At 70.3% G+C, this 7,985-nt stretch carries 8 protein-coding genes and 1 pseudogene; all 9 read right to left on the bottom strand.

Annotated elements, in window-relative coordinates; translation table 11 throughout:
• Nucleotides 1–390: 390 nt before the first annotated feature.
• The gene (locus tag BH719_RS00430; RefSeq protein WP_069774565.1) at nt 391–840 is read right to left on the bottom strand and encodes an immunity protein Imm33 domain-containing protein; all 450 of its coding nucleotides are present in this window, start codon (nt 838–840) and stop codon (nt 391–393) included.
• A 233-nt stretch (nt 841–1,073) separates the two neighbouring features.
• Entirely contained in the window at nt 1,074–1,523 is a 450-nt protein-coding gene (locus tag BH719_RS08945) for an immunity protein Imm33 domain-containing protein (RefSeq protein ID WP_009399763.1), read from the bottom strand.
• Nucleotides 1,524–1,820: 297 nt separating this feature from the next.
• Nucleotides 1,821–2,792, bottom strand: coding sequence for a transcription antitermination factor NusB (gene nusB, locus BH719_RS10335; protein WP_009399762.1), 972 nt, complete (start codon nt 2,790–2,792; stop codon nt 1,821–1,823).
• Nucleotides 2,792–3,355 carry an elongation factor P gene (efp, locus tag BH719_RS00415; RefSeq protein WP_005868609.1) on the bottom strand — a complete coding sequence of 188 codons (564 nt, stop codon included), beginning with the start codon at nt 3,353–3,355 and terminating at the stop codon, nt 2,792–2,794. The genes nusB and efp overlap by 1 nt, the downstream gene beginning before the upstream one ends.
• Nucleotides 3,356–3,382: 27 nt before the next feature.
• A complete protein-coding gene (locus tag BH719_RS00410) occupies nt 3,383–3,946 on the bottom strand; it encodes a shikimate kinase (RefSeq protein WP_009399761.1) in 564 nt (187 codons plus the stop codon).
• A complete protein-coding gene (aroB, locus tag BH719_RS00405) occupies nt 3,943–5,541 on the bottom strand; it encodes a 3-dehydroquinate synthase (RefSeq protein ID WP_083808159.1) in 1,599 nt (532 codons plus the stop codon). Before aroB ends, BH719_RS00410 begins: the two co-directional genes overlap by 4 nt.
• Nucleotides 5,526–6,749 (bottom strand): chorismate synthase, encoded by a 1,224-nt coding sequence (gene aroC, locus BH719_RS00400; RefSeq protein WP_009399759.1) that lies wholly within the window; start codon nt 6,747–6,749, stop codon nt 5,526–5,528. The genes aroB and aroC overlap by 16 nt, the downstream gene beginning before the upstream one ends.
• Nucleotides 6,750–6,795: 46 nt before the next feature.
• Nucleotides 6,796–7,836 carry an FKBP-type peptidyl-prolyl cis-trans isomerase gene (locus tag BH719_RS00395; RefSeq protein ID WP_009399758.1) on the bottom strand — a complete coding sequence of 347 codons (1,041 nt, stop codon included), beginning with the start codon at nt 7,834–7,836 and terminating at the stop codon, nt 6,796–6,798.
• A pseudogene (locus BH719_RS09880) lies at nt 7,833–7,985 on the bottom strand (Pup--protein ligase); the annotation flags it as partial. The pseudogene BH719_RS09880 and the gene BH719_RS00395, both read right to left, overlap by 4 nt.

Genomic DNA, 7,985 nt, shown 5'->3' with positions numbered 1-7,985 from the left:
ACTCGAATCCGTCCAGGTACCGCGGAGCGGTCAAGCACGTGCGCATCTCCTCGGCGATGGACTCGGGCGTCTGGGGGGACGTGTACCCGTCCGATGTCCCGTACCTGTTGTCCACAGTCCTAATGACGTACCTGGTCATTACTCCGGCCTTTCGACATGGTGGACTTGAGTGCTGGTGATCTCGATTATCGTACCATTTTCTAGATACCCGAAGGGCGACTCGTGAAGCGAGTGGGTCAGAATGAAACCGCGCGTCGACCCTGACCAGGGCGGCGCACATTAGAAAACTAGTCCGCTTCCGCTGTTCGAGCCGAACCACCGCCTGCCGCCCTCAGTCATATGAGCGAGCATAATCCCGGGTTGACGCGCCGCCATGCGGGCCGGTCACTACTATGGGCGCTCATCGGAGTAGAACAGCTGATGAACCCGTTTGCTCTCAGCCTCCCATTGTTCCCAGTACCGGCCCCAGAAGGCGTCGTCAACGACCAGGGGGGACAGCTTCCCGCCCTCAAGGGTGTTGTAGTCGTACCAATGGAGCGAATCATCCTTGGCGTCTTTCACCAACATATATTCCGAGCCGACTGGCTGGAAGTAAAGTAAATCAATGATGGGGAACAGATCCCCAACGGTGTTGAAGTTCACGATCCGCATGCTTGAGGGCGACTCGAGGAACTCGGGGGTGTCATCCTCTGAATAGAGGCGCCAGCCCGAGTCGTTAACATTCTCCGACTCCTCGCGCATCGCCCATTTCACGGAGGACTCGCGCCGAAGGATCTTCACCGACGCCACGCATGCGAGCGCGAACGGAATTCCTGGGGGCGCGGCAGCTCTTTTCGGCATCTCTCTCCTCAGGGGTGGCCAGTTGGCGCATTGTAGCATGTTTATGCGCCTCGACATGCGAATGCCCGTTCATCCACATTGTACGCGTTCTGCATTTTCACTTATGCACGTCCTGCATCCAGCATTGACATCTTCTCATGTTTCTGTTGGAACTAATCGGCGTTTACGCCGTGGTTTTGGTGCGGTGGGTGAGTTGCACGGCGTTGTGGGTGAGGTTCTCGGCGCCCGTCATCTCATGGCTGGGGGCGCCCAGGCGCACCGGGCAGGGGGTGCTCGGCGTACCAGGCGTCGTAGTCCCGGTTGAACTGGTCCCAGAAGGCGTCGTCGAGCGCGAGTTCACGAAGAGTGCCGTTCTCATCACGGGAGTTCTCGTCGAACCAGGCCTTGCGCATTTGCTGCGGCAGATCAACAAGGCGCAACTCGGTTCCCACGGGCTGGAAGTACATGGGCATGATCATGGGCTCGATCACCCCGGCCTCGTTGAAGGAGATAATGACGAAGTTGCCCTCACCCTCAATGAACTCCGGAGTGTCGGACGCCGAGTAGAGCCTCCACTCCGAGTCCTCGCCCGGCACCTCCGGCTCGACACGGACCAGCCACCTCAGGGGCGATCTCCTGTAGACGAAGTGACTGGATGCCAGGATGTTGAGGGCGCCACGGATGGCAGGAAAGCGGGCACTCATGATTCCTCCAGAAGTCAATCAGCGATCCGTGACGCGGCGCACCAGCACGACACGTATTCCGATTCCACCGACTATGCTAACGCTCTTCGGACGCCTTTTTTCGCGATCGAAGACCAGCGCGAGTCGAGTTGACGAATACCTGGCACCGCGTGTCGAGAACCATGCGGAACTCCGGCGGCCGGGCCTTCCGCTGCGAGTATATCTTCGCGCGCGTTCGCCGACCAGTGCGGCGGCTACGCCTTATGATCAACGATCAACAAGGGCGGGCATGCAGTCACAGCACTGGTCGCCGAGCGGTCAGTACTCCTCGAGCAGTTCGTCCAGCTCGTCGTCGACCAACTCCGCGGACTCAACGGGCTCGGCGCCCTCGGGCAGGGCACGGGTCGGGACGGGCAGTTCCTCGAGGCGGTCCGCCCCCAGTGCGCCCGGATCGGCGCTGTGGGGACCGCTGCCCTCGGCGGCGTCCAAGCCTGTGGCACCGCCATCAGTGCCGACGCCTCCGTCCACGTGGGCAATGCCGCCGCCGCTCGGGCCGCCGCTGGCCCAATCGGGATCAGTGCCGATGTCGGCGCCACCGGTCCGGTCGGCACTCCCCTGCCCGCCGACTCCGGCAGTATCGGCACCACCGTCCCCGCCGGCGGGGACTTCCCCGCCGCCAGAACGGCCCGCAGCGCCATCACTGGGCCGATCAGCACCGTCCGAGCCATCAGCGCCCGCCGTACCAGCGGCCTCCCCGGCGCCAGCGCCGTCGTCGCCAGCCACACCCTCGGCCCGCCCGGCGCCCGCCTCGTCGAAGTCCCCGTCGTCCCCGCCGCGGCGCGCCCACGAGGAGGCGATGTCCTTGCGGATCGCGTCGAGCACCGCGTTGACGAAACGGGGCGAGGCGTCGGTGGAGATCGAACGGACGATGGAGATCGCCTCGTCGATCGCCACGATCGGCGACACGTCGTCCGAATTGGCCAGCATCTCCCACACCGCCACGCGCATGACCGCCAAGTCCACAGCGGCCACCCTGTCCAGCCCGGGGACGCGCGCGTGGGCCTCGATCAGGTCGTCGATGCGGCGCAGGCTGTCGGCCACGCCCGCGATGATCTGGATCGAGTACTCCGGCAGGGGCGTCTGCGCGGCGGTGATGACGCGCCGCTCGCGCAGCAGGTCGCGCAGGGCCTCGGGGTCGCGGCCCATCCCCCGCTGGTCCGCCTCGAAAACCACGTCGGCCGCGCGCTTGCGGGCCTTCGTGCGCGAAGTGAAACGGTGCTGGCGCGACATCAGTCGGTCACGCGACCCGAGTACGAGCCGTCGCGGGTGTCGACCTTGACGCGGGTGCCCTCCTCCATGAAGAGGGGGACCTGGATCTCGTAGCCGGTCTCCAATGTCGCGGGCTTCGTGCCCGCCGAGGAGCGGTCGCCCTGCAGGCCGGGCTCCGTGTGGGTGATGGTGAGGACCACCGTGGCCGGCAGCTCCACGAAGAGGACGGTGCCGTCGTGCTGGGAGACGATGACGTCCTGGTTCTCCACCATGAAGTTGCGGGCGTCGCCGACGACCTCGCCGGGGACGGTGATCTGGTCGTAGGTGGACTGGTCCATGAAGACGTAGTCGGTGCCGTCCTGGTAGAGGTACGTCATGTCGCGGCGGTCCACCGTCGCGGTCTCGATCTTGATGCCCGCGTTGAAGGTCTTATCGACCGTCTTGCCCGACATGACGTTCCTGATCTTCGTGCGCACGAAGGCGGGGCCCTTGCCGGGCTTGACGTGCTGGAACTCGACAACCTGCCAGAGCTGGCCGTCGATCACCATGACGAGGCCGTTCTTCAGATCATTCGTCGTTGCCACAGGGGTACCTCACTTTTGAAGGAATCGTTAACCGTCGGCCAGTTTACACGCCCGGAGCACCGAATCCGCGACCTGCGCGGGCGTCAGGGAGTCCGTCTCCACTGAGGAATCGGCCACGGCGGCGTAGTGGGCGCGGGCCTCCTCCATCATCGCCCGGAGCGCGGCGCGGGGCGCCCCGAGGCCGACGGAGCGGGGCGCGCCCAGCCCCATGCGGCGCGAGACCGCGGAGATGCCGGCCTCCAGCCACACGACCGTGGCGCCCTCTTCGCGCGCACGGGCGAGCGCGGCGGCGACCCCGGGGTCGGCGGGCATCGACGGGCCGAGCACAGTGACCCCCTCGGGCCCGGCGAGAGCGGCGACGGCCCTATCCCGTCTGGCGCCGGCCAGCCTCGGGTCCCGCCGCACCACCAGGGCCGCCATCGTCGAGCCCAGGGAGGCGGCGGCCTCGTCGTCGGTCTCGTGCAGTGCGACGCCGAGGCGGGCAGCCAGCAGGGCGCCCACGGTGGACTTGCCCGACCCGGAGGGCCCGATGAGCACGAGGCGGGGGCAGCCGGCTCGGGTGCCCCCGGGCTCCGGCCCCACGTGCCTCACAGGGGGATCCCCGTGCTGCGCGCGGCCGCCTCGAGCTCCCCGGGCTCCACGACGTGCACCTGCGGGTTGCCGATCCCGTCGAGCAGCACGAAGCGCAGCACGCCCCGGCGGACCTTCTTGTCGGAGCGCATAGCGGCGACCAGCTGGTCCAGGGGCGCCCCGTCGAAGCGGGTGGGCAGCCCGGCCTCGCCGAACAACTCCTCGTGCTCGGCTGTCTCCGCCTCGTCCAGCATGCCCCGGGCGCGGGCCAGGTGCGCCGCGAAGACGCATCCCACGGCCACGGCGTCCCCGTGGCGCCACGTGTACCCCTGCGTCCTCTCGATCGCGTGGGCCAGGGTGTGCCCGTAGTTGAGGATCTCGCGCAGACCGGACTCGTGCGGGTCGGCGCCCACCACCCCGGCCTTGACCGCGACGGAGCGCCGCACGAGCTCGGCCAGCAGCGGGGAGGCCGGGTCGGCCAGCTCCTGGGCGGGAGCCTCGGAGACGAGGCGCAGGATCTGCGTGTCGCGGATGAAGCCGCACTTGACGACCTCGGCCATCCCGGCGGCCAAGTCGCGGGCGCCCAGCGTGTCCAGGGCCGCCAGGTCGCACACGACCCGTGAGGCGGAGTGGAAGGCGCCGACGAGGTTCTTGCCCTGGGGGGTGTTGATGCCCGTCTTGCCGCCCACGGCGGCGTCCACCATCGCCAGCAGCGTGGTGGGAACGTTCACCAGGCGAACGCCCCGCAGCCACGTCGCGGCGGCGAAGCCCGCCATGTCGGTCGTGGCTCCGCCGCCCATGGCGACGACGGCGTCCTTGCGGCCCAGGCGCATCCTGCCGGCCGTGTCCCACAGGGAGGCCACGACCTCCAGGCGCTTGCCCTCCTCCGCGTCGGGGTGGGAGGCGGTCTCCACCTCGTAGCCCCGCTTGCGCAGATCCTCGGCCAACTGCTGGGCGCGTCCGGCGACGGGCCGGGCGTGGACCAGCAGGACCTTCTGGGTGAGGGTGTCGAAACCCGCGGCCACGTGCCCGCTGGCCAGGTCCCGTCCGATGACGACCCGCGAGGGGGCCGCTCCGCCCACCTCGACGACGCGGGGGGCGGCGCCCGTGTCGATCATCGCCGCGATCTGGTCGATGACGCGCTGGACGGGGCGGGCGTCGGAGTGGACGCGCACCGAGGCGACCTCCTCGTACAGGCGGGCCCGCTGGTGGCGCAGGAGCGCGAGGGTCCCCTCGGGGTCCACCCGCAGCAGCGGGCGGTGGCCCTTGCCAGCGGTGCGCCGCACCAGTTCCTCGTGGTCCACGTCGATGTGGACGACGCTCACGCCGCGCAGGAGCTCGCGCACGCGGGCGGTCGCGACGGCCCCGCCGCCCAAGGAGACGACGGCGCGCATGCCGAGCGCCCGCTCGACGGCGCGGGCCTCCTTCTCCCGGAAGGCCACCTCCCCCTGCTCGGCGAAGATCGCGGAGACGGCGGCGCCCTCCTCCTCTTCGATGAGGGCGTCGGTGTCGACGTGCGGGACGCCGAGGGCCCCGGCGAGCCCGCGCCCCACGTGGGATTTGCCCGCGCCCGGCATGCCGACCAGGACGACGGGGAGCGTCAATCGTTGGGACACAGTCTCTCCTCCACGCGGTTCAGATAGGACTCCAGGTTCCGGCGCATCTCGTCGACCGAGTTCCCGCCCGCGTGCTCGAAGAGCGCGTCGGCCAGGACCAGGGCGACCTCCGCCTGCGCGATCACGGCGCCGGGGACCACCTGGCAGGCGTCGGAGCGCTGGTGGAGGGCCACCGCCTCCTCCCCCGTCGCCAGGTCGATGCTGCGCAGCGCCCGCGGCACTGTGGAGATCGGTTTGAAGGCGGCGCGGGCGACGACCGGCTGCCCGTTCGACGTGCCCCCCTCGATGCCGCCGGCGTGGTTCGAGGCCCGGGTGGGCCGCCCCCGCCCGTCGCGCACGATCTCGTCGTGGGCCGCCGAGCCCGGCAGCGCGGCCTGCGCGAAGCCGTCCCCTATCTCCACGCCCTTGACGGACTGGATCGACATGAGCGCCCCGGCGATGCGCGCGTCCAGGCGCCTGTGGGCGCTGACGTGGGAGCCCAGTCCGATGGGGACCCCCCACGCGACGACCTCGACGACTCCGCCGATGGTGTCGCCGGCGCGTTTCGCCGCGTCGACGGCGCCCACGAAGCGCGCGCCCGCCTCCTCGTCGAGCGTGCGCATGGGCGAGGCGTCGAGGCTGGCCGCGTCCTCCGGGACCGGCAGGGGGCCGGGGGCCGCGGCCTCGGCGCCGACTCCGACCACGTGGGACACCAGGCGCACCCCGGCCACCTGTTCGAGCAGCTGCTCGGCGATGGCGCCCAGGGCGACGCGGGCGGCCGTCTCGCGGGCGCTGGCGCGCTCGAGGACGGGGCGCGCGTCGTCGAGGTCGTAGGAGACCATGCCCGGCAGGTCCGCGTGGCCGGGCCGGGGCCTGGTGAGGGGCCGGTTGCGGGCGATCTCGCGCTCGTCGCCCGTGCCCGCGTCCTTGAGGAGCTCGGCGGGGTCGACGGGGTCGGCGGACATGACGACGCGCCACTTGGGCCATTCGGTGTTCGCGATCTGGACGGCTATGGGCGCCCCCGTGGTCAGGCCGTGGCGCACCCCGGCCAGGATCGTGGCCTCGTCCTCCTCGAAGCGCTGGCGCGCGCCCCTGCCGTGGCCGAGGCGCCTGCGGGCCAGTGCGGCGCGCAGCACCGCCGTCGTGAGACGGATCCCCTGGGGGACGCCCTCGATCGTCGCGACCAGTGCGGGGCCGTGGGACTCCCCCGCCGTCATCCATTCGAGCATGGGCCCAGTCTCCCACAGGCGGCGCGCCCCGCGCGGGAACGGCCCCCTACTGGACAGGGCCGGACTGCGGCTGCGACTGGGGCTCGTCCACGGGCGGCTCGGTGCCCAGGACGTCGATGACGATGCACAGCGTGTCGTCCCCCTCCGCCAGGTCGGGGGGCACGGTGATCGCCAGGCGGGACCCGACCTTCTGGTCGACGAGGGTCTCGGACAGGCCCTTCATGGCGGTCTTGAGGTTGACGACCTCGGGGATGCCGGTCTCCCACGTCGAGGCGCGCACGACCCCGTCGGTCCAGCCGACCACGGTGAACTGCGCGACGACGCGGTCGCCGGCGTGGACCTGCACGCCGTCGCCCTTGACCAGGGTCTGCGTGGTGATGGTCCCCGACGGGGCCTCGGCGTGCCTGATGACCGGGCCCTCGGGATGCATCTCCACACTGAGGGGGCCCGAGGACGCGTCGATGGCGGTGCCCTGCGCGATGGAGGGCAGGACGTCGATGATGTCCACCTCCACGTCCGAGACCGCGTTGGCGGCCTTGTTCTGCTCGCCGAGCTTGCGCACGACCACGAGGCGCGAGCCCTCGTTCTTACCGACGACGATCCTGCCCAGTTCATCAGGGATCGTATCGGAGCCGACCAGTCCCAGTGTCAGCTGGGGGCGGCCCGACACGGACAGCATCTCCCCGCTGTGCCCGTCGAAGGCGGTGATCGACACGAGCACCGGCGAGCCCTCGGTGATGGTGCGGCCCGTGCCCTGGGAGACCACGGTCGCCTGAATGCCCGTCACGGACAGCTCCCCCGCGATCGTGATCGTCGGCGTGGCCCCCACGCGCCCCGACACGGTGACCTGGTCCGTGACGCGCGGCATCGAGGCGGACTGCGCCGCGGGGGAGTCGGAGGGCCGGGGGGACAGCGCCCACCACGCGCAGGCGGCGCCCGCGACCACCAGGACGAGCGCCAGGGCGATCCACGCGTACAGGGAGGCGCGCGAGCCCCCCTGGCTCCTCTCCCCCAGCCTGCGGGCCCGTGCCGAGGCCCCCCTGCGCGCCCTGGTGGAGCCGCGCGTCCAGTCGCGGTGCCCGCTCATGCCGGCAGTACGGGGGCCGAGGCCCCGATCCGGGAGACGAGGGCGTCGACTCGGGGGTCGGAGGAGGACAGCGGGTCCTGCAGGGACAGCGGCCCGGACGACTGGTCGTCGAGGCGGACGTGCACCCAGTCGACCGTGACGTCGGCGCG

Source organism: Pauljensenia hongkongensis (genome assembly GCF_001746855.1).
GTDB classification, from domain to species: Bacteria; Actinomycetota; Actinomycetes; order Actinomycetales; family Actinomycetaceae; genus Pauljensenia; species Pauljensenia hongkongensis.
This window is presented reverse-complemented; position numbering and strand designations above follow the sequence as displayed.

Excerpts from the sequence above, each read along its gene's own strand:
- nusB (WP_009399762.1), bottom strand. The coding sequence starts at position 2,792 with ATGTCGCGCCAGCACCGTTTCACTTCGCGCACGAAGGCCCGCAAGCGC.
- BH719_RS00430 (WP_069774565.1), bottom strand. The coding sequence starts at position 840 with ATGCCGAAAAGAGCTGCCGCGCCCCCAGGAATTCCGTTCGCGCTCGCA.
- BH719_RS00395 (WP_009399758.1), bottom strand. The coding sequence starts at position 7,836 with ATGAGCGGGCACCGCGACTGGACGCGCGGCTCCACCAGGGCGCGCAGG.
- BH719_RS08945 (WP_009399763.1), bottom strand. The coding sequence starts at position 1,523 with ATGAGTGCCCGCTTTCCTGCCATCCGTGGCGCCCTCAACATCCTGGCA.
- aroC (WP_009399759.1), bottom strand. The coding sequence starts at position 6,749 with ATGCTCGAATGGATGACGGCGGGGGAGTCCCACGGCCCCGCACTGGTC.